Source organism: Planobispora longispora, from assembly GCF_016863135.1.
GTDB lineage: Bacteria > Actinomycetota > Actinomycetes > Streptosporangiales > Streptosporangiaceae > Planobispora > Planobispora longispora.
This window is the reverse complement of the sequence record NZ_BOOH01000038.1, coordinates 61,440-80,468: the sequence shown is the minus strand read 5'-3', so window position 1 is coordinate 80,468 and position 19,029 is coordinate 61,440. Positions and strand designations below refer to the sequence as shown.

Genomic DNA, 19,029 nt, shown 5'->3' with positions numbered 1-19,029 from the left:
CGACACCGGGACGACGGGGGGATACGGCCGATGGGCCCGCGGTCATGGGCCGACCGGCCCTGGCTGCCATGCCGCTCCGGTGCCTCCCTTCAACGCAGGCTGCGCCGGAGCGGGGAGGGACGGGGCGCGCTCGGAGCGAGGCGGACCCTGATGTCCACCGCGGTGGCCCCGTCCGCGGTGACGATCACCGGATTGAGGTCCAGCTCCGCCACGTCGGGCAGATCCTCCAGAAGCCGCCCGACGGCGGCGATCTGGCCTGCGAGGGCGTCGGCGTCCACCGGGGGCCGGCCGCGGTAGCCGTACAGCAGGGGCGAGCAGCGCAGCTCCTTGATCATCTCGGTGGCGGCGGCCGGGGTGAGCGGCGGCACCCGGAAGGCGCGGTCGGCGAGTAGGTCGGCGGCCACACCGCCCAAGCCGGCCATGACCAGCGGCCCGAAGGCCGGGTAGTTCACGCCGCCGACGATGGTCTCCACGCCGCCGGGCAGCAGGGGCTGCACGATCGCGCCGGTCATCGCCGCACCGACGGCCTCGGCCATCTCCCGATAGGCCCGTGCCGCCTCCTCGGGGGTGTTCAAACCCAGGCGGACGCCGCCGACGTCGCTCTTGTGGACCAGACCCGGCCCGCTCGCCTTGAGCACGACCGGGCCCGCGATGCGCGCGGCGGCTGCGGCGGCGCCGGCCGGATCGTCCACCGCGACGGACTCGACCACGTTCAGGCCGTAGCAGCGCAGCAGCTCGGCCGCCGACTGCGGAGGCAGCCAGCATCCCTGCGGATGCCGCGCCAGCTCCGCACGGACGAGCGTTCGCGCGGCCCGGGCTGCCTCCCAGGCGTCCTGGTGGCCGGCGGAAGCGCTCTCCTCGACCGGGCGATCCCGCCACCGGGCGTACCGTACGGCGCGGGCCAGCGCCGCCACGGCCTGCTCGGGGAAGGCATAGCCCGGGATCCGGCCGCCGATGAGCCCATCATGCCCGACCACGCAGGCCAGCACCGTCTTGCCCGCGTCGCGCGCGGCGGCGGCGATCGCCTCGCCGGTCTGCTCCAGGCCGGAGCCGAACGGCGGGGTGTAGACGACCAGGACGGCGTCGACGCCGGGATCGCCGAGAACCGTTTCGATGGCGAAGCCGAACTCACGGGCGTCGGCGGCCGCGGTCAGATCCACGGGGTTGCCCACCGCCGCCGAGGCCCGCACCCGCCCGGCGAGCCGAGCCCTGACGGGCGCGGACAGCTCCGGCACGGTCAGCCCCTGCCGCTCGCAGGCGTCGGCGGCCATCGCCTCCGGCCCGCCGGAGTTGCCGACGATGGCGACGCGCGGGCCGCCCGGCAAGGGCTGGGTGGCCAGCAGCATCGCGGTGTCGAGCAACTCGGCGACGCCGTCCAGGCGGATCACGCCGGAGGCGCGCACCAGGGCGTCGACGGCGATGTCGGGGGTCGCGGCGGCGGCGGTGTGCGAGCGCACGGCGCGGTCGCCCGAGGCCGACCGGCCACTCTTGATCAGCAGGATCGGCTTGCGGGCGCCGACCCGGCGGGCGATGCGGGCGAACTTGCGGGGGTTGCCGAACGACTCCAGATACAGCGCGATGACGTCGGTGGCCTCGTCGTCCGCCCAGTACTCCAGCAGGTCGTTGCCGCTGACGTCGGCCTTGTTGCCGACCGAGACGAACGAGGACACGCCCAGCCCCAGCGCGCCGAGCCGGTCGACGAGACCGGCCGCGACCGCGCCGGACTGCGACATCACGCCGATCCGGCCGGGAGCCGGTGCCTGGCCGAGGAAGGTGGCGTTGAGGCCGGCCGGAGTGCCGGCGACGCCCAGGCAGTTCGGGCCGACCAGCCGCATTCCGGCCCGGCGGCAGATGCGCAGCAGCTCCTTCTCGGCGTCGGGACTCTCACTTTCGGCGAATCCCGAGGTGAGGACCACCAGCCCGGTGACGCCCGCCTCGGCGCAGTCCCGGGCGACGTCCAGGACGTGCGCGGCCGGGACGGCGACCACGGCCAGGTCCACCGGGCCGGGCACCTCCCGGATCGAGGGGTGGGCGGTCAGCCCCGCCACCTGCCCCGTCTTCGGGTTGACCGGGTGGATCGGCCCGGTGAAGCCGCCGTCGATCAGGTTGCGCAGCACCCGGTGGCCGATCGCGGCCGGGTCGCGGCCGGCGCCGATCACCGCCACGGAGCGAGGGGAGAGCAGGCGGGTCAGCGACGCGCGCTCGGCCTCGTGGTCGCGCGCGTCCACGCTCGCCTGCAGGCCGGGCGCGGGAGGCGACAGCGCGATGCTCAGGCGCACGACCCCGCTGTCGAAGCGCAGCTTCACGTCCATGCCGATGTCGCGCAGTACATGGATCATGGCCATGTTGTCCGGGAGCACGTCACCGGTCAGCTCGCGCACGTCGTGCTCGGCGGCGTCCAGCGCCAGGTGCTCCAGCAGCAGCGTGCCCAGGCCGTGGCTCTGGGCGGTGTCGTCGAGCAGGACGGCCATCTCGGCGCGCTCGCCCCCGGCGTCCGGGATGTACTCGGCGATCCCCGTCACCCGTCCGCGGACCAGCGCCACCAGGGCGCGGCCCCGGTAGCCGGGGTCGGTGATCTGGTCCATGTACCGGTGGGCGGTGCCCGCGCCGCCGGTGAAGAACCTGAAGTAGGACGAGCGTTCTGAGATCCGGTCGGCCAGCTCGTGCAGCGCGGTCCGGTCGTCGGGGCGCAGCGGGCGCACGTGGGCGATGCCGCCGTCGCGGAGCAGGACGTCGTACCCGCCGGGAGCCGCCTCCGCGGATGCGGGGGAGGATCGCCGCGGGTCGGTCATGGCAGTCATGGCGCACCGCTTTCGTCGAGGGCTCTCACCGCCATGCTGATCGGCGCGTACGGAGCTCCGGCAGGGCCGTGCGGCCACCGGTGGCCGGGACTTTGGTCCGCCGGAGCCAGGCGGGCCTCGTGAGGCCGTACAACCCGGCCAGCGGTTTCCCTGGTTGTCACGTCGTGCGGCACGGGTGCGACGGGGAGGAGGACGAAGGTCCCCGGGGGAGCGGGGCGCACGGCTCTAGGAAGCCCGCATGACTCCGGCGAGCGTGGGAGGCATGACCACCGTGTCCTCTGCCGGAGCGGGCTCACCTCGGCGGAGGCGGCCGCGCGGCTGGCCGCCGACGGGCCCAACGCTCTGCCGTCGCCCCGCCGAGCGTCGCCCGTGGTGTTGCTACTGCGGGAGATGACGCACTTCTTGGGGGGCAGACCAAGTACGCCGGAAAGGGGCCAACCGCAAGTCAGTGGCCCCATCAATGTCTGCTATGTGACCGTTCGGGATGGGATGAGCGGCCGTCGATGCCCTGGCCGGGCCGCTGCCGCACTGCGCGTCGGCAGCGCCTCAAGCACGATCAGAGCCGCTCAGTCATCCAGGGGCCGGCGGTCATAACGCGCCGCCCAGACCGCCGGCCGCTGCTCAGTCTGCCAGCGCTGCAGTGCCGTCAGTCGGCGCTGCGCGTCCGGCGCTGCGTCGGGGTGGCCGGACGCGATCGCCCGGGTGAAGGCATCAGTCGGCAGGCGGGTGCGCTTCGGCAGGTTCGAGATCTGGCGCCGGTAGGCCTTCCACAGCCGTTGCAGGGCTTTTGCGGTCAGGCGGGCCGAGACCTGGGCGCGCTGCCAGTCGGTGGCCGCGCGCAGCAGCGCGATCCGGTCGGCGGCCTGCTCGCTAGTGCCGGGGGTGAGCGCGTGGCGCAGCTGGTCCAGGGCGACCATCAGGCGGCCCATCAGCAGCTCGCGAGCCGTCTCGTCCAGCAGCGGGCGCAGGCGGTCATAGGCGGGCTCGGCGCGCAGCCGGGCGCGCTCGTCGGGGGTGAGCGTCGGGGGTGAGCGTGCCTACGACCAGGTGCAGGGCGTGTTCGCGTAGCAGCTCGCGCACGTGCCCGGCCAGACGCAGGGGCTCCTCGCCGTCCGGACCGGTCACCTGCTGATGCACGGTGACGGCGATGAGCAGGTGTTTGGGCACGGCGGCCAGGCGGGCCCGGGTGAGGGTTTCCAGCAGCGGTGCGGTGAGCTCGCCGAGCCGGTCGGTACTGATGGCATCCAGCCACAGCACCACTCCGGCCTCCCGCTCGGCCCAGCCCAGCGCCTGGGGGGATCAGGCCGCTCAGGCGCACGGTGGGGTCGTCGACGGCCAGGCGGACAGGCGGCTGCGCAGTGCGTGGGCCAGGGTGTGACTGGTGCCGGCCAGGCGCTCGCCTTCGACGATCAGCCGCGGGGTGCCGGGTTCATCCAGACGAGTCAGGGCCGCGGCCAACTCCGCGTCGCAGGAGCGGGGAATGTGCGGTGGGGGAGGAGTGGCGGCGTCGGCGAAGCGGGAGCGGTGCACGCCCAGCTGGTAGAGGCCGACCTCATCCAGGCGGGGCGGGCATCCCGCAGCATCGGTCAGGCGCAGCTGCCCGGCGGGGGCCGGCTGGGCGCGCCAGTGGTTCCAGGCTTCGGTGGCTGCGGCCACGGCCAGGGCGGCGATCAGCGATCCCCAGCTGAATTCCCCGTCGTCGAGGACCTGGTTGCTGAAGACGGCGGTGGTCACGAGCAGCCCTGCGGCGCCGTGGCCGCCGATCCGGATCCGGGTAGAAGCCTGCACGCCGCTGATCGCCCTTCCTGCTGGTGGCTGTTCCCCGAGCGATCCCGCTTCCACTACACCATGGAACGCGCCAAGTGCGTCAAGTGAAGGGAAAAACGGATCGGCGGGGTATCCGTCCAGCAGGCCGTGGCGACCTCAGCCGCGGGAGCGCGCCGTATCCGCCCGTACCGAGCGGCCGCCAGCAGCGGCAGTCACCGGCGAGGGGCCGCGGGCCAGGCAGGCGGGTCAGGCCAAGCACGCCGGAAGGGGACAACGGCAGTGGGCATACCGGACAGATCGGTGACTCTGACCGGTTCCCGGCACGACCTCTCTCTGACCAGGTCAGCGCAGCTAGGCCGATGCGGAGACCAATCCGGCCCCACGGTGGGCACGGCTATCCACAGCCAAAACCTCGGCTTCCACTTCCACCGCCTGACCTGCGTGGCCCCTTTCCGGCGCACTTGGTCTGCCCCCGCCCTGGGCGGCGATCGAGACGGCGTCGTGGCCGGCGCTGCGGGCCGGCCCGGCCTGCTGCGGCGCGATGCGGACGGGCAGTTGCACGGTGCTCATGCTCGCTCCTCGCGAGGTTCGCATCGGAACAGGGCGCTGGTGCCCGTGCTGAGCGGGCGGCCCGGCGTGTCGGATCGCGTCACAACGAGCTACAGAGGTGGTTGCTGCGTGATCACCCGACCGAGCACGAGTCCACTGGCTCGGTGCTCCAGCGCTCCTCATCGAGGTAACCGGACGCATGAGCCGTCCGTCTTGCTGTGGCGAGCGCGGCGAGGCCAGAGCACCCGCAGGCACGATGCCGGGCGTACCGCCACCACCAGCGTCCTCGCAGTAGTGCGCAGCTTGTCACCCGAGCGGTGGGCGGCGAGGACGACGTCCGCAATGGCCAACCGGCGGCGACTGTGAAAATCGCTGTCCGATCACCGGAGCACGGTGATAGACATCCGGCGTGGAAAAGAATCTTGAGTTCCCTGACCTGTTGCAACTGATCGATGAACGCTCGACCGCCTTCCGCGCCGCGATCGCCGCCGCGCCCAGTCTCGACGCACAGGTGCCGACCTGCCCCGGGTGGACGCTGTTCGATCTGGTGAAGCACCTGGGTGGGGGAGACCGTTTCTGGGCCGCCATCGTCGGCGCGGGGCCTGCCGACGCTCCCCCGGCCGAGGCCACCGCTGCGCGCGCCGCTCTGGAAGTGCCGCAAGAGCGGGAGGCCCTGCTGGCCTGGCTGGCCGTCTCGACGCAGCTTCTGCTGAGCGCCCTGCGCGAGGCAGGACCGCAGAGCGGTTGCTGGGCGTGGTGGAGCGCCCTGCAGACGCCGCGGACCTCTGGCGGAGTCGCCCGGCACCGGGTCCAGGAGAGCGCGGTGCACACCTACGACGCCCAGCTCGCTGCGGGCGCCCCGCAGCCGCTGCCGGCCGAGGTGGCACTCGACGGTGTGGAGGAGTTCCTGTTCACCTGCGTCGCCACGCCCAGCGCCTGGCCGCACAAGCCCACGGCCTTCGACTTCCACACCGCCGAGGGCCGCTCCTGGCGCCTGACGGTCGACGGCGACGGCGCACGCTCCACCCGCATCCCCGCGCCCACTGCCGCGACCGGCGAGGGCTCCGACGCAGCCGGGGCCTCCATCCATGGCACGGCCAGTGAGTTGGTCCTCTACTTGTACGACCGTATCCAGGCCGACTCCTTGCACGTTGACGGAGACGCAGGGCTGCTGGACCTGCTCCGCGCCTGGGAACCGGAGCAGTAGGACGTAGCGGGGGCGGTTGGGCGCGCGGCCGCCGGGAGCGATCCAGCAGGCCAGGCGGGCCCTCGGCCAGGAAGCGCTTGCGCCAGATGTCCAGCGACTGCCGTGACGTGCCGTACCGGGCGGCGACCTCGCTGATGGCCGATCCGTCGAGCACCTCACGCACCGCGCGGTAGCGGTACTCCTGTAACTCGCGTGGTTCCATCCGGACCCCCACCGCAGGCATCATCACGCCTGACACCGGACGGTGTCCGACATATCGCTGCAAGCGACCGGGTTGTCACGCGACGGGAAGGCCAAACATGTCCCGAGACCGTGGCGACCGCACGAGATCGTCGGTCAAGCAACTCCCGAGTTCACCCGTCAGATATGTCCTGCGGCCACACAATCACCCGTCCAGCCGGCCTGCTCAAGCGCCGGGCAGGGCCTGGTTGAGCTCAAGGAGATGACCGTCGGGGTCGAGGGCGAAGCATCGGCGTTCCCCGCCCCACGGAGGGACGGTGGGCGGGCCCAGCACCTGTGCGCCGAGAGCGGCGATGCTTTCCGCCGCGCTGTCACAGTCACGCACCTGCAGCACCAGCAGGAAAGGCCTGCTATCCGGCGTGGACGCAGGGGCGAGGGCGACCTGCGGCCTGTCGGGCGGCGGGGAGGCGGTCACCGCCAGGTGCAGACGCTGGGTCCCGGCTTCGAGCAGGGCGTAGTGCTGCAGTCGCAACCGCACTGTCGCACCGAGAGCCCGCGTGTAGAACTCCACCGAGACATCAAGGTCTGACACCGCGATCAGCGGAGCAACACCGACTGCGATCGGATCCATCATCACGATCCCGTTCAGAGGAGAGCTGGACCTGACACGAAAAGATCTTCGGGTACCTCGTCACCATAGGGATGAGGCGGCAGGGGGCACAACAGCGTCCACCGGGTTTGTGGGAGCAGACTCCCGGTGTACCGGCACTTCGCAAGGGAAGGCCGGGGCGATTCAACCAGCAAGTCCGATCAAGTTAAGGCTCATCGTGCGGACCTGAGTGCAGGGCCTTGGTCTGCTCCCTATTTCCCCGAGTCGTCAAGGTCCACCGACTAGACATGATCGTCTTTCTCTATCGATACATGATCCTTACCAGGCGCTCAAATTGGCATAAGGCAGTCATAAGGGATGCCTAGTGTTGGCGCGCCCGGTCAATGATCACCAACCCGGTGTTTCTGGGCATCTGATGCGAAGGATTGCGTTGCCTTCCCTGAAAATCGTCTCGCGCTCAGCGGCTGGCCTGCTGGCCGCCAGCTCATGCTGCCCGGTTACGGTGCTGCGGCAGCTGGCCCGGCCTCATCGCCGCAGCGCGGTGCGCCAAACGTGTGACGCACAGACTGGTTGACAGTGGAAACGTGAAGCTATGGCAGCGGACGACTCAGGCTGGTTGACAGCTGAAGGCTTACACATGGCCCGCGCGGGACGCCAGCGCTATCGTGCCGAGTGCCGTGACGATCAGCTGGATCGAGGCGACCATGCCCGTGGTGGTGCTGGACAGGCGGAATCGGTCGGCCATGCCCGGCAGCAGGACCGGCATCAGATCGGACCCGAGATTGCCTGGGGTTGTCCGGGTCACCAGCGCGGCGTACACCCGGCACCGATCGGCTGCGGGAGCCTGGACTGGGGTATCCCCTGGCGGGCAGTGCGCACTGAGCCCTTTGCTATCCGTCCCTACTGTCCGTCGGGCAGAGGCTCCACCCGGTTGACCTCATCTCGGGGCAGCACCCCGCGTCCGTCGAGGACGGGCGTCGCCCCGCCCTGCCCGACGCCCTCGCCGAGGAGGACCACCCCGCGTCCACCGCGGACGGGCATCGTTCCGTCCGGCCCGATGCCCTCGCTGAGGAGAACCAGCCCGGATGTGGCGGGGATGGGCGCGGTCGGCTCGTCGGCGCCGACATGGAGCACGCAGTCGAACACGACCTGCCAGTGGATGTGGTGCAGGTAGACCACCTCCACCGGCTGGTGGTTGGCGTCCTCCCGGACGGCGACCAGCCACGTCCAAAACTCCTTGTGCCCGCCGCACTCGACCGGCTCCCAGCCGGCTAGAGCCGCCAGGCCGGGCCCGCCGGTGTGGTGGGGGTAGTGGAAGGGGGCCGACGGATCATCCGACAATGCGACGGTGACCGGCTTGGCGGGGTCGGCCTTTGCGTGCGCCTCGTCGCCGTACCAGCAGCCCTTGCGGGTGTCGCCGTCGCGCATGCGCTGCGGCAGCGTCGTGCGCTGCCGGGCGGAGCGCGCGCCGTTGCGATAAAGCACCCAACAGTCGGTCGACTCGACGGTCTGCACCCAGCCGATCTTCCACGCCCCGGTCCCGGTGAACTGCACGGTCGCGGTGAACTCCACCCCGTTCGCGCCGATTGAGAAAGACGGCGCTTCGGCGACCTCCTCCCCCGAGTCGCTGGAGTCGGAGGCGTCGGAGTCGGGCTGGGTTTTCCACACCGACATCTTGGAGTCGAAGTCGAGGGCCAGGCTCAGCACCTGGAAACGCTGCCCGCCCGGGCCGATGACCTCCGGATACGGCACGCTGCTGCCTGCCGTGCGCACATTCTGCGGAGGCTGGAACGGCTGATCCGTCATGAGGCTCCTCTCCGAGTCGATCCCTCATGGCACCACAGTGTGATCGGCGTCACAAGGGCACTGGTCAGGTCGGGGCCCAACTCCCGGTTCTGACTGCTCGCCGACCGCCGCGGTGCCAGCCGGATCTGTGGACCCCTCAGCCGATCAGCCCGCCCTGCAACGTCACCCGCCGCTCTGCCCTACCGCCATCCTGCTGCCCGTCCCGGACCACGCATCTATGCTTTACAAATGATCAAGGTCAAGGAGGAGTGGGAGTCACGGGGTGGGGGTGCCGCGGCGGACGGCCGATAAAACGGCGGCGCAGGCGAGCGCCAGGACCGCGCTGGTCAGCACGCTCGCATCGGTGCCGTATACGCCGCCGGAGATCGGGGCGGGCGCGTGCGGGATGACGGTGATCAGCCGGTGGGCGCCGAAGGCGTCCGGGCCGAACGGCGTGTTGGTCGCCAGGTTCCAGCCGGTGTGCAGCGCGATGGGCAGCCACATCGTCCGGGTGAGCAGGTAGGCGCCGGCGAACAGGACACCGGCCAGCGTGCCGGGGACGGCATACAGCAGCGCGGCAGGCAGGGTGTCGTTGGCGGCGGCCACCGCGACATGTCCCGCGCCGAACAAGATGGCGGTCATCCCGACCGCCGTCCACGTGCCGGCCAGGTGCTCGATGAGGCGCAGCAGCAGGTAGCGAGCCAGGATCTCCTCGATCACCGGGGTGAGAAGCGCGGCGGTCAGGGCGGTGGCGGCGAGTGCGGCTGCCGGTGCGGTCGAGCGGGTCAGGTCGATCGCGCCGGTGGCGTACAGCACCATGGTGACGGCGGTCGGCAGCGCAAAACCCGCTGCCGGTCCCCAGCCGAGGCTGCGGCCGATCGTGTGGGTTCGCCATGGGTCGGCCCATCATGATCTGTTGCGCATGGCCTCCACTGTGTGCCGTGACCGGCCCCGGATCGATGAGGGCAGCGCCACCATCGGCGGTAGGGCGGCCTTCGCCGATGCGGCCCGGCCGGTTGTCGTGGAGCTCGGCCGGGCCGTGCGGGTCAGGCGTTGTAGTAGGTGTAGAGCGGCTTCCACGTGCCGGAGTACAGGCAGTTCAGTGACGGCTTGGCCGCCTTGGCCTCGGAGCAGATCTTGAACTCGACCTCGTAGACGTTCGTGTGGGAGAAGGTGAACTTGCGCGGCTTGTCATAGGAGCAGGTGCGGTAGTTGCGGTGCTTGATGGCCACCTTGCCGCCGGGCGCCTTGACCGAGAGGCGGAACAGCGCCCAGCCGCAGGCCGGCTTGCGGGTCAGGTCGGTGACGGTGCCGGTGACCGTGATTCGGGCCGCGGGCTTGCTGCGGTCGTCCTTGGGGGTGGCCGTCAGCGAGCCGGAGGCCACGGCCTTGCGGCCGGAGGCGTGATAGGGCCCCCACGAGGTGGGAGCGGCGCCCTGCGCCTCGGTGGCCGGTAGGGCCGGACCGGCGGCGGCGTGGGCGGCGGCCGGGGCGAGGACGGCGACGCCGGCGAGGGAGATGACGGCCAGGGCGCGAGCGGTTTTCATCCGGGAGCCTTTCCTGCGGTCTGCGACTGAGCACAATGTGCGGCGAGGTGCTTTCAGCTCGCTTGAGGCCGGACTGCAGGCAGGTATCCGGCGGCATTGCCGGAGAAAGCTGATACGGCTGGGACAGGACGGTCTCCTGCTTCCTGTTCTTTACCCGACCCGTGAGGTGCGGCAGATGATCGACAGTCGCAGCTGGGTACGGCCCACTCGGGAGGACCTCCCGACTCAGTGGATGGAAGGCGGAGGATGACCACGTCACCGGAGGCGGCCGACGAGACCGAGCGCGTACGGGAGCTCGATGAGCTGAACGCGCTGGAGAGCCTGCTGGAGCCGGACTTCCAGGCCATCGCCATCTCGGCGGCGCACGTCTGCCAGGCACCGATCGCGCTGGTCAATCTGGTCGCCGAGAAGCGTCAGTACGTCAAGGGGCGGGCCGGCACCGATTTGACCGGGGTGGACCCGGCGGTTCCGTTCTGCGAGCACACCATCGCCGAGCGGGAGTTCGTGGAGATCCACGACGCACGGGCCGACCCGCGCTTCCGTGATCACCCGATCGTGACCAGCCCTCCCCGGGTGCGCTTCTACGCGGGCGTGCCGATGATCACCCAGCAGGGCAACGCCCTGGGCACGGTCTGCGTGATGAGCCCCGAGCCGGACCGGCTGGATGCGGCCCAGCGCCAGGCCCTGCACACCCTGGCCACCCACGCCGTCACCCTGATCGAACTGCACGGGCGCGCCCACCAGGCCGAAGAGGTCATCCAGCGGCTGAGCGCCCTGGAAAGGCTGAAGAACCAGTTCCTGAGCAACCTCAACCACGAGCTGCGCACCCCGCTCACCTCGATCCGCAGCTATCTGGAACTGGTCCAGGAGGGCGGCCTGAACGAGGCCACGCAGCAGCGCTTCCTGAACATCATCGAGCGCAACAGCGACCGCATGCTGCATCTGATCAACACGTTGCTGCTGATGGCCGGCCTGAAGGCACAGACCGCCACCTTCACCCCGGACTCGGCCGACCTGTCCGAGCTGGCCCGCCAGGCGGTCGAGCGGGTCGCCCCCGCGGCTGAGCTCAAGGAACTGACCCTCAACCTGCACGCCCGTGACCGGGTACGGGCGTGGGCCGATGCCGAGCAGCTGCGCAACGCGCTGCTGCAGGTGCTGGACAACGCGATCAAATTCACCGACCCCGGCGGCGCCGTCGACGTGGTCGTCATCGCCGGTCCCCCGCCCGAGGTGGAGATCCACGACACCGGCGTCGGGGTGGAGTCGGAGGATCTACGGCGTGTCTTCGAGGAGTTCTACCGGACCCGGCAGGCTGAGGAGCAGGCCGTCGAAGGAACCGGGATCGGGCTGTCCATCGTTGAGAAGATCATGGAGATGCACGGCGGTGCCGCCCGGATGGAGAAGGAGACGCACGACGGCGTGTGCGTCCACCTCACGCTGCCCTCCTCAGCGATTCTCCCCGATTCCTCCGGCGGGTCGTGACGGCTCGGTACGGCCGGGCTCAAGTCGCTGGCCTGCGGGAACCCGCTAACGCCGACTCTCGTTCCGATTCACTTCGAACCCCGTGCACGCCTCCTGTCCGACGCCGTACAGCCCGGCGCGCCGGACAGGTTCCGGGAACGCGCGTTCCCATTACCCACCCGCCGCCAAGGTGACCGGCCGACGGGTGCACTTCACGCCATGACCCCGTCCCCGCCTCGGCACGCGGCTTCCCGTCCGGTGGGCGACCAGCTGCGAGCGAGGTGTACAGCATCTCTAACTCGCGAACCGCCCTTTCAGCGACTCAGGCAGGCTGGTCAGCAGGTTGCCGTAGAGATTCAGCCGGGTCAGGTGGGTAAGACCGCCCAGCGACTCCGGCAAGGCGGTCAACCGATTGTGCTCCAGGCTGAGCCAGTTGAGGTTGACCAGCCTGCCCAGCGACTCCGGCAGGCCGGTCAGCATGTTTCCGCGCGCAGTGAGCGCATCGAGGCCGGTGAGGTTGCCCAAGGATTCCGGCAGCGCGGTCAGCCGGTTGTTGCTCACATCCAGCTTGGTCAGGTGGGTGAGGTTGCCCAGGGACTGCGGCAGGGAGGTCAACTGGTTGTCGGACAGGTCCAACTCGGTCAGGTGGGCGAGCTCGCTCAGCGATTCGGGAAGCACATGGAGGTCAAGCCTGCTCAGATCGAGAGCTGTCGACTCCTCGCCCATACGCTCAGCGATCACCCGGGCGATGGCCTCCTCGCTGTACCGGACATTGTTCAAAGCTGCCCCTTTCGGTGTCGCGCCTGCCTTTGGTCTGCTTGCGTTCTGCCGCTTCAAGCGTGGACGAAGGCAAGGCTAGGAACCGGCACTGGTGAGCGACTTGTGGATCATTGACAGCCGTGGACCGGTGGTGAGGCCGCGTTGTCTGGGTCCGGCCGGGCTGCGCGGCGGCGGCGCTCGTCGAGATCGTCGAGATCGTCGAGCCAGCCAAGTAGCAGCGTCCGGCTCACGCGGCTGGGCGAGCAGCCGCGGGACGATCTGAGCCGGCAGCCGGCAGCCGGGCGGCCGGGACTGAGGGGTGAGGGCATGGCCGGCGGCGTCTCTGACCTGGTTGTAACAGTGCCCGTCCAGCCGGTGGCACCGGAGTCCGGCGCCGGAGATCGCCGGACTCCTGCCGTGCCATGTCCCGGGCGTACGGCCGCTGGACCGCGTCCTGCACGGCGTCGGCCGGTGCGGGACACGATCCGGCGGTAGGGCTCATCGGAGGGCCGCCTGTGATCAGCAGGGCAGCTTGTCGCCCGGGTCGACCCCGAGAATCTGAGTGAACTTCAGGTAGGCGTTGACCCGGCTCTGGACCTGCCGGGGGTTGCCGCCGTCACATTCGAGGAACCCGTTGATGCTACGGATCGTCTCGCCGAAGCCGTGATCGCCGATGATCGCCTCGTGCGGGGTCATCGTGCCGGGGCCGTGCTGGGTCATCCAGTACCAGATGGCGGTCATCCACGCCACCGAGGGTTCGTTCTGCACCAGGTTCGGGTTGTTGAGCAGGTCGATCTCCAGCGCGTCGCCGGCCGACTTGTAGTTGTAGTTCCAGCTCAGCTGGATCGGGCCGCGGCCGTAGTAGGACGACCGGCCCGCGGGGCAACCGAAGGGGTAGAGCTCACTGGTGTCGCAGTAGTGGGAGTAGTTGGCGGTGTTCACCTCGACGATGTGGACCAGCCCGCCGGTCTCGTGGTTGATGTTGGCAAGGAAGGCCGCGGCCTCCCGCTTCTTGATGGTGTCACTGCCGGTGTTCGCGAACGCTGGGTAGGCGCTCAGGGCCGTGACCAGGCCATCGTAGGTGTAGAAAGGCTTGCGGTTCGGGAACATCTGCTCGAACTGCGCCTTGGTGACGACGAAGTTCCCCTCGCTCTGCTCACAGGATCCCTTGTCCGTCCAGATGCCGGAAGGGCCGCCCGGGACGTTGCCCTTGGTCCACCACTTCGCCCGCCAATTGTGACCGTTGTAGGAGGCCACCAGGCCGCCGGCGTACCCCTTGGCGGGATCCCACTCGCTGGCGCAGATCGGCGTGGTGGTGGAGGGGGCGGGGGTGGCGGAGGCGGCGGACATCGGCAAGAGGACCGTCAGAGCGCCCGCGGCCACAACGGCGGAAAGGGACTTCATGATGCGGTTTCTCAGCATTATCATTCCTTTTCTGTATGACGGACGCCATACATGAATAAGCGAATGGCGAATTCTTCACCGAACATGGAAATGTAGGGCGGCATTTGTCGGACGCCGCCGTCGCGGGCTTGACGCTAACCAATCGCAGATCGATTCATCGGGTCAACGCATGGGATTCAGAGTTTTGCATGATGAAAACGACCGGGCCGTACGGCGGAGCCGGGACGGCCGTCGTGCGGCCCGCGGCAGCGGCTCATACCCGCACGGGCGCGCCCCGCCGAGCTGCTCCTTGAACGCGTACGTGACGATGTTGTGGGGCTTGTCCATGAGCCAGGAGAGGATCTCGGCGCCCCGCTCCCACTGGAAGGTCCAGATGCCGTCGTAGACGGCGCCGGTGGTGCCGTATGTGCCGCTGTAGTCCAGGTACACGGTCACGGTGGTCATCCTCCAGTCGCATCCAGATCGCGAGCGATCCACCGTCCGTGATGCGCCGCCAGCCTCTGCCTTTCGGTGCCCACCGGCGGGCTCTGCGCTTGCCCACCGATCAGCCCTCCACCGGGTCGCTGATGCTGAGCACGCCCCTCAGCGGCAGGGTCTGGTCGTTGCAGGTGAGGCCCAGTGTCCAGCCGTGCGGCGACGGGGCGATCGTGATGGTGCCGGTGAGGGTGAGCGTGCGGGCGGACTTTTGCCCGCCGGTGTAGATCGTGATGGTGATCGTCTCGCCGTGGCACTCCATGAGGTGCATGACGGCGGCCTGGGCGTCATCGAGCCGGGTCAGGCCGAACTGCTGCATGGTGCTCCTTAAGGAAAGGTTGTCACTGTGAGGTCCCGCTTTGGCGGGCACGGGAGATGAAAGGCGGTTACGGGCTGGCCTCGAAGCCCTGGATGACCGCGCGGACCGCGCAGGGCTCGACGTGCTCATGGAGAAAGTGCCGACTGAGGCGATCGGCTACCACCCGTTGGGGCTGGGGTCGAAAAGCCCGTTGCCCGGCAGCGGCCATGGCCAGGCGGGTCACTGCGGGCCGTACAGCGGCACGTCAAGGTCATCGAGGGGCTGCAGGTGGCGGGAGATCAGCGCCGTGGCCTGCGCTACGCCAAGGGCGCCAGGCGAGGCGGGCACCTGCGAAGAGATGGGCTACTGGATGTCGGTCTTGCGGGCCCCGTAGAAGTGTCCGCCCATCTGCAGGTGAAGGGGTGCCGTTAACGAACGTGTCACCAAGTGCCCAAAAGATGATCTTTAGAGATAAGCCCACGTCGCGGACCGGAATCCCAACTCACGGGAGTGGACCTCCCACTGTCTACTGGCCGACGAAGGCAGGCTCCGTGTCTGACATTCCGCAGGTGAGCACCTAAAGGGCGGCTGGTGACACGTTCGTTAACGGCACCCCGCCTTGGGCTGGGGTCAGGCTGGGGCGGCGGGCAGCTGGCTTTCGAGCGCGGCCGGGCTGCTGTTGGGCAGGTCGGGTGCTTGGCCGCGGTGCCCGTTGGCGTGGTGGGCGTCATCGAAGGCCGCCACTTCGGGGCTTTGCGCGACGATCGGGCTGAGGTGGCCGCCGTGGTGGTCGTGGTAGTCGGCCTCGGCATCGTCGAACCACAGCCCGCCGGTGGCCAGGTAGCGGAAACAGATCTCCTGGTCGGCCGGGACGGTCATGCTCACCTGGTAGGTGTCGGTGCGCAGCTGCATCGGGTGGGCGTAGGGATCCCAGCCGTTGAAGTCGCCGACCACTGACACCCCGCCGGACACCTGCTCGGCCGGGATGGTGAAGGTGAGCTTGACGTGGCCGTTCTTGGCCGGCTTGCCGCGTTTGATCACTGGCTGTCCTTTCGGTGGGCGCGGTGACGGGCCACCGGTCACCACCTGATGCCAAGCACCACCAAGCAGCAGGGCCGCCGGCGATCGCCTGGTGGTGTGCGCATGGGGACGGCCCCCGGCTGGGGCGGCCGCAGCGGCGATCTACCCACCGGCCCAGGCCGCAACCTCTGCGGCGTGCCAGCTTTGGCCCCTGGCCGGGTATGCGAGGAAGACCGCCCCTACCTCGAATGATGACCGAGAGTTGTCAATTGAATACGTAAGAGTACATTCTGTGGCACAGTGACAGCGGTCACGCCGGCCTGCTGACGTCGACGGCGGAAAAGGAGGGACGGGGGCGGTGGCGAGCACGCGGCGGGAGATGGCGCTGGTGGCGCTGCTGGATGACATCACCGCCCTAGCCGGCGCCACCGATGACCTGGAAGAAGCAGCCCGCGCCGCCTTGAGCACGGTGTGTGAGCTGACCGGCTGGCCGCTGGGGCATCTGGGCGTGCCCGCCGACGACGGGCAGGGATTCGTCTCTGCAGGCATCTGAGTCGGGCCGATCGAGGACTTCCCGGTGCTGGCCGAGATCGCCGACACTATTGGCCACTGGGCGCTCCAACGTGCTGGGCCGCCGGCTGGAGCTGACCGGGGCCCGAGCCGACGGCAGCGAGTTCCCCATCGAGATCGTGGTGTGGGCCACCCGCGACAACCACGAATGGGCCTTTCACGCCTTCATCCACGACATCACCGAACGCCGCCGTGCCGAGGAGGCATTGCGCCAGGCCTATGCGGCCGAACAGGCCACCGTGGCCCGGTTGAAAGAGCTGGATGCGGCCAAAGACGCCTTCATCGCCACCATCTCCCACGAGCTGCGCACCCCGCTGACCACGGTGAGCGGGTATCTGGATCTGCTGGGCGAGGGTGAGGTCGAACCCGCCCAGCACAGCCGCATGCTGCAGGCGATGACGCGTAATACGGCCCGGCTGCAGAACCTGGTCGAGGACCTGCTGGTGCGGGCGATCGGCGCGCTGGTGTCCAATGCGGTCAAGTACTCGCCCATCGACACCTCCATCACCGTGCACGCCGCAGCCGCCGGCGACCAGGTGACGATCGCCGTCACCGACCACGGTGTCGGCATCGCTGCTGAGGAGCTGGAGCGGGTGTTCGAGCGCTTTTATCGCACCGCATATGCCTACGACAACGCCATCCAAGGCGTCGGCCTGGGACTGTGGCTGGTCAAAACGATCGCCGAGGTCCACGGCGGCACCGTCACCGCCATCAGTACCCCAGGACAGGGCTCGACTTTCACCCTGCGCCTGTCAGTCGGCGGCCGCTGACCGGCCCCGGCGCACCGCCGATTGCACAGGTCTGCGGCGCGTGCTCCATCATGTACCGCCCTGCTCACCGATTGTGCGGTGTTCAGGGGTGCAGGGGTGGCCCTTTGGGCGCGGCGGGCAGGGTGAAGACGAAGCGGGCGCCACCGCCGGGATTGTCGCAGGCGGTGATGGTGCCGCCATGGCGCTCGATGACCCGCTGGCAGATGGCCAGCCCCAGACCGGTGCCGCTGTAGGTGTCGGCGGCCTCGGCAGCGCGGTGGAACCCGGTGAAGATAGCCTCATGCTCGCCCATCGGGATGCCGATCCCGCGGTCGGCGATGGTGATACGCACCCAGCCGTCACCGGTCGCCTCGCCGGTGACGTCGACGCGGGCGCCCTGACCGGCCGGCGTGTACTTGATCGCATTGCCGATCAAGTTGTTGAACAGCTGACGCAACAGCGCAGGATTGCCACGCACCGGCGGCAGCGTGCCGATGTAGACCTGCGGCGCCGCGCCGGCCTCCTCGATCCCGGCCACGTGATCGTCGACGATCTGGCGTACCAGGTGAGCGGTGTCAACATCGACCAGGCTCAATGCGGCGTCGCGGGCGCTGGCGTAGGTGAGCAGATCGTCGATCAGCTGGTTCATCTGCTCGGTGACGTTCAGCACCCGCTGCAGATGGTCCAGGTCCTGTTGACGGACGTTCTGGTCGGCGAGGCTCTGCAAGGCGATCTCGGTGAAGCCGCCGATCACGCTGAGCGGGCGCTTGAGGTCGTGGGCGACGATGCCGGTGAACACATGCAGCTCGGCCTCGCGCCGCCGGCTCTGCTCATACAGCCGCGCGTTGGCGATGGCCACGCCTGCGGCGGTGGCCAGCGCGGTGACGATGACCTCGTCCTCCTCCTCGAATGGCCCGCCGCCCGCTTTTTCGGTCAGATACAGGTTGCCGAACACCTTCTCGCGCACCCGGATCGGCACTCCCAGGAAGCTGTGCATCGGCGGATGCCCTTCGGGAAAGCCGTAGGAGGCAGGGTGACTGGCCAGATTCTTCAGGCGCAGGGTCTGCGGTTTTCGCACCAGCAGGCCGAGCAGTCCTTCACCGTAGGGCCAGTGGTCGACGGCCGTGATCTGTTCCTCGCTCATGCCCACCGGGATGAACCTCTTGAGTGTGCCGCCCTCACCGATCACTCCCAGGGCCCCGTAGCGGGCATCGGCCAGCCGGGTGGCTGCGGTGATGACGCGCCGCAGTGCGCTTTCCAGATCCAGCTCACTGCCGATCGCGATCACGGCCTCCAGCAGGGTATGGATGCGGCCTTGAGCCGCGGCCAGCACCTGCAGGCGCTCTTGCAACTCCGTCAGCAGCTCATTGGTGCGCATCTGTGGCAGCAGCGGCTCGTCGTTCACATCCCCGCCCCCGTCGCTGTCCTCATCCGGTTATGGCCACCCATGCCATGGCGCCGGCGACCATTGGCTGTTAAAGCCGGAGCTGTCTTCTCCCGCCCCGGCCTTCACCGTTCTCGCTCCCCGTTTCCTGATCTAGATGCCCCACAGCAGCCCTGCGGGCACGCGGCGGAAAAGAACTTTGCCGAAGGCAGGCCAGCACCGCGCAAACCCGAAACGCCTTTCTACGCGAAGATCTAACCCCGGCGACCGTGCCGAGGATGTAGGAGAATGCCGAGGCCGCGGTGCCAAGGACAGTGGCACGCATGACGTTGCATGCCAAGCCGTCCACATCTCGGGGTGCCGTTAACGAACGTGTCGCCAGCCGCCCTTTAGGTGCTCACCTGCGGGATGTCAGACACGGAGCCTGCCTTCGTCGGCCAGTAGACAGTGGGAGGTCCACTCCC

The 19,029-nt window shown here is 69.2% G+C and carries 21 protein-coding genes and 1 pseudogene; 5 read left to right on the top strand and 17 right to left on the bottom strand.

What is annotated here, in order from left to right; genetic code table 11:
- Window positions 1-89: 89 nt before the first annotated feature.
- Complete coding sequence (locus tag Plo01_RS23405; RefSeq protein ID WP_239316892.1) at window positions 90-2,801, bottom strand: bifunctional acetate--CoA ligase family protein/GNAT family N-acetyltransferase; 2,712 nt, start codon at window positions 2,799-2,801, stop codon at window positions 90-92.
- A 150-nt stretch (window positions 2,802-2,951) separates the two neighbouring features.
- Between Plo01_RS23405 and Plo01_RS41380 the strand changes: the two genes are divergently transcribed.
- Window positions 2,952-3,395: a cation-transporting P-type ATPase gene (locus tag Plo01_RS41380; protein ID WP_203892820.1), complete on the top strand. Its 444-nt coding sequence runs from the start codon at window positions 2,952-2,954 to the stop codon at window positions 3,393-3,395.
- Here the strand turns inward: Plo01_RS41380 and Plo01_RS23395 are convergent.
- The 4 genes from Plo01_RS23395 to Plo01_RS23380 form a co-directional block, all read right to left on the bottom strand.
- Window positions 3,368-3,730 (bottom strand): hypothetical protein, encoded by a 363-nt coding sequence (locus Plo01_RS23395; protein ID WP_203892814.1) that lies wholly within the window; start codon window positions 3,728-3,730, stop codon window positions 3,368-3,370. The genes Plo01_RS41380 and Plo01_RS23395 overlap by 28 nt on opposite strands.
- 43 nt (window positions 3,731-3,773) lie before the next feature.
- Entirely contained in the window at window positions 3,774-4,061 is a 288-nt protein-coding gene (locus tag Plo01_RS23390; RefSeq protein ID WP_203892813.1) for a hypothetical protein, read from the bottom strand.
- 48 nt (window positions 4,062-4,109) lie between these two features.
- Window positions 4,110-4,589 carry a hypothetical protein gene (locus Plo01_RS23385; protein ID WP_203892812.1) on the bottom strand — a complete coding sequence of 160 codons (480 nt, stop codon included), beginning with the start codon at window positions 4,587-4,589 and terminating at the stop codon, window positions 4,110-4,112.
- Between the two features lie 330 nt (window positions 4,590-4,919).
- Window positions 4,920-5,138 (bottom strand): hypothetical protein, encoded by a 219-nt coding sequence (locus Plo01_RS23380; protein ID WP_203892811.1) that lies wholly within the window; start codon window positions 5,136-5,138, stop codon window positions 4,920-4,922.
- A 418-nt stretch (window positions 5,139-5,556) separates the two neighbouring features.
- Here Plo01_RS23380 and Plo01_RS23375 point away from each other — a divergent pair, with 418 nt between their 5' ends.
- Window positions 5,557-6,324, top strand: coding sequence for a maleylpyruvate isomerase family mycothiol-dependent enzyme (locus Plo01_RS23375; RefSeq protein WP_239316890.1), 768 nt, complete (start codon window positions 5,557-5,559; stop codon window positions 6,322-6,324).
- Window positions 6,325-6,358: 34 nt separating this feature from the next.
- Here the strand turns inward: Plo01_RS23375 and Plo01_RS41375 are convergent.
- The 6 genes and pseudogenes from Plo01_RS41375 to Plo01_RS23345 all read right to left on the bottom strand — a co-directional run.
- Window positions 6,359-6,526, bottom strand: a pseudogene (locus Plo01_RS41375) (helix-turn-helix domain-containing protein); the annotation flags it as partial.
- A gap of 204 nt (window positions 6,527-6,730) precedes the next feature.
- Window positions 6,731-7,096, bottom strand: a complete 366-nt coding sequence (locus tag Plo01_RS23365) for a VOC family protein (protein ID WP_203892809.1) — start codon at window positions 7,094-7,096, stop codon at window positions 6,731-6,733.
- A gap of 649 nt (window positions 7,097-7,745) precedes the next feature.
- A complete protein-coding gene (locus Plo01_RS23360) occupies window positions 7,746-7,919 on the bottom strand; it encodes a hypothetical protein (RefSeq protein WP_203892808.1) in 174 nt (57 codons plus the stop codon).
- A gap of 95 nt (window positions 7,920-8,014) precedes the next feature.
- Complete coding sequence (locus Plo01_RS23355; protein ID WP_203892807.1) at window positions 8,015-8,920, bottom strand: hypothetical protein; 906 nt, start codon at window positions 8,918-8,920, stop codon at window positions 8,015-8,017.
- 255 nt (window positions 8,921-9,175) lie between these two features.
- Window positions 9,176-9,718: a CPBP family intramembrane glutamic endopeptidase gene (locus Plo01_RS23350; RefSeq protein WP_203892806.1), complete on the bottom strand. Its 543-nt coding sequence runs from the start codon at window positions 9,716-9,718 to the stop codon at window positions 9,176-9,178.
- 227 nt (window positions 9,719-9,945) lie between these two features.
- Window positions 9,946-10,446, bottom strand: coding sequence for a hypothetical protein (locus Plo01_RS23345; protein WP_203892805.1), 501 nt, complete (start codon window positions 10,444-10,446; stop codon window positions 9,946-9,948).
- Between the two features lie 246 nt (window positions 10,447-10,692).
- Between Plo01_RS23345 and Plo01_RS23340 the strand changes: the two genes are divergently transcribed.
- On the top strand, window positions 10,693-11,928 hold the full coding sequence (locus Plo01_RS23340) for a GAF domain-containing sensor histidine kinase (protein WP_203892804.1): 1,236 nt from the start codon (window positions 10,693-10,695) through the stop codon (window positions 11,926-11,928).
- 273 nt (window positions 11,929-12,201) lie between these two features.
- Here the strand turns inward: Plo01_RS23340 and Plo01_RS23335 are convergent, their stop codons facing one another.
- The 5 genes from Plo01_RS23335 to Plo01_RS23315 form a co-directional block, all read right to left on the bottom strand.
- Window positions 12,202-12,687, bottom strand: a complete 486-nt coding sequence (locus Plo01_RS23335; RefSeq protein ID WP_203892803.1) for a leucine-rich repeat domain-containing protein — start codon at window positions 12,685-12,687, stop codon at window positions 12,202-12,204.
- A gap of 498 nt (window positions 12,688-13,185) precedes the next feature.
- A complete protein-coding gene (locus Plo01_RS23330) occupies window positions 13,186-14,016 on the bottom strand; it encodes a glycoside hydrolase family 19 protein (RefSeq protein ID WP_239316888.1) in 831 nt (276 codons plus the stop codon).
- Between the two features lie 216 nt (window positions 14,017-14,232).
- Complete coding sequence (locus tag Plo01_RS23325; protein WP_203892801.1) at window positions 14,233-14,505, bottom strand: hypothetical protein; 273 nt, start codon at window positions 14,503-14,505, stop codon at window positions 14,233-14,235.
- 109 nt (window positions 14,506-14,614) lie between these two features.
- The gene (locus Plo01_RS23320; RefSeq protein ID WP_203892800.1) at window positions 14,615-14,863 is read right to left on the bottom strand and encodes a hypothetical protein; all 249 of its coding nucleotides are present in this window, start codon (window positions 14,861-14,863) and stop codon (window positions 14,615-14,617) included.
- Window positions 14,864-15,472: 609 nt separating this feature from the next.
- Window positions 15,473-15,883 (bottom strand): isoamylase early set domain-containing protein, encoded by a 411-nt coding sequence (locus Plo01_RS23315; RefSeq protein ID WP_203892799.1) that lies wholly within the window; start codon window positions 15,881-15,883, stop codon window positions 15,473-15,475.
- A gap of 337 nt (window positions 15,884-16,220) precedes the next feature.
- On the opposite strand from Plo01_RS23315, the gene Plo01_RS23310 reads away from it, so the two are divergent.
- Window positions 16,221-16,415 (top strand): hypothetical protein, encoded by a 195-nt coding sequence (locus Plo01_RS23310; RefSeq protein ID WP_203892798.1) that lies wholly within the window; start codon window positions 16,221-16,223, stop codon window positions 16,413-16,415.
- A gap of 70 nt (window positions 16,416-16,485) precedes the next feature.
- Window positions 16,486-17,202: a PAS domain-containing sensor histidine kinase gene (locus Plo01_RS23305; RefSeq protein ID WP_203892797.1), complete on the top strand. Its 717-nt coding sequence runs from the start codon at window positions 16,486-16,488 to the stop codon at window positions 17,200-17,202.
- Between the two features lie 82 nt (window positions 17,203-17,284).
- On the opposite strand, the gene Plo01_RS41370 is transcribed toward Plo01_RS23305, so the two are convergent.
- Window positions 17,285-18,586, bottom strand: a complete 1,302-nt coding sequence (locus tag Plo01_RS41370) for a sensor histidine kinase (protein WP_203892796.1) — start codon at window positions 18,584-18,586, stop codon at window positions 17,285-17,287.
- Window positions 18,587-19,029 lie beyond the last annotated feature (443 nt).